Source organism: Micromonospora deserti, from assembly GCF_003236335.1.
Lineage (GTDB): Bacteria > Actinomycetota > Actinomycetes > Mycobacteriales > Micromonosporaceae > Micromonospora > Micromonospora deserti.
In genome coordinates this window covers 1-917 of the sequence record NZ_POUB01000518.1, presented here as the reverse complement: position 1 = coordinate 917, position 917 = coordinate 1, and the positions used below count along the sequence as shown (strand labels likewise).

The following is a 917-nucleotide window of genomic DNA, read 5'->3' as shown; positions in this document are numbered from 1 at the left end:
GAGCCTTTTCCAAGCTGATCTTGCAGCTCGGGACGGGTGCGGCAGGCCTGGTGATCGATGGGTGCGAGGCTCCAGGTAGGACAGCTGTCGACCAAGACTCGAAGCCCCGACCGGGAGCCTCGCCATGCTGTCCTACCCCGCGACGATTCCGTTGTCCAGCCGTACCCTGAACCACCTCGCCGAACGCATCCGCGGCCATCGTAAGCAGCGCCGATCCCGGTGGCGGCGCCTCGAACCCGGCCGGCAGGCGCTGCTCGCTCTGGCCCATCTGCGTAACGGCGACACCTACACCCGACTCGCGGCAGGCTTCGAGATCGGCGTCGCCACCGCCTGGCGCTACGTCCAGGAGGCGATAGCCCTGCTCAGCTCGGCAGCCGACGACCTGGACACCGCGATGCGACGTGTCCGGCTGCTGGCGTACGCGATCTTGGACGGCACGCTGATCCCAATCGACCGGGTCGCCGAGCAGAAGCCCTACTACTGCGGCAAGCACAAACGCCACGGCGTGAACGTGCAGGTCATCGCGGACGCCGCTGGCCGGCTCGTGTGGGCATCACCGGCACTGCCCGGTTCGGCACATGATCTGACCGCCGCCCGCAGTCACGGCATCATCGATGCGCTGACCAGCGCGGATGTGATGACGTTCGCCGACAAGGGCTACCAGGGCGCCCGTGGCAGCGTGCGCACGCCGTTCAAGCGGCACCGCTTCCGGCCGAAGCTGTCACGCAGGCAGAAGGCCGTGAACCGGGCCCACGCGAAGATCCGCGCCCGCGGAGAACGAGCGATCGCCACGCTCAAAACCTGGAAGATCCTGACCAAGCTGCGCTGCTGCCCACGCCGAGCCACCCCGATCGTCCAAGCCATCCTCGTCCTGCACCACGTCGAAACCAACCGCTACCCAGGATGAAAATGGCTCA

At 67.1% G+C, this 917-nt stretch carries 1 protein-coding gene; it reads left to right on the top strand.

What is annotated here, in order from left to right:
- The first annotated feature begins 124 nt into the window (after positions 1 to 124).
- Positions 125 to 907, top strand: coding sequence for a transposase family protein (locus C1I99_RS31675; protein ID WP_111137789.1), 783 nt, complete (start codon positions 125 to 127; stop codon positions 905 to 907).
- The last annotated feature ends 10 nt before the right edge of the window (positions 908 to 917 follow it).

Excerpts from the sequence above, each read along its gene's own strand:
- C1I99_RS31675 (WP_111137789.1), top strand. The coding sequence starts at position 125 with ATGCTGTCCTACCCCGCGACGATTCCGTTGTCCAGCCGTACCCTGAAC.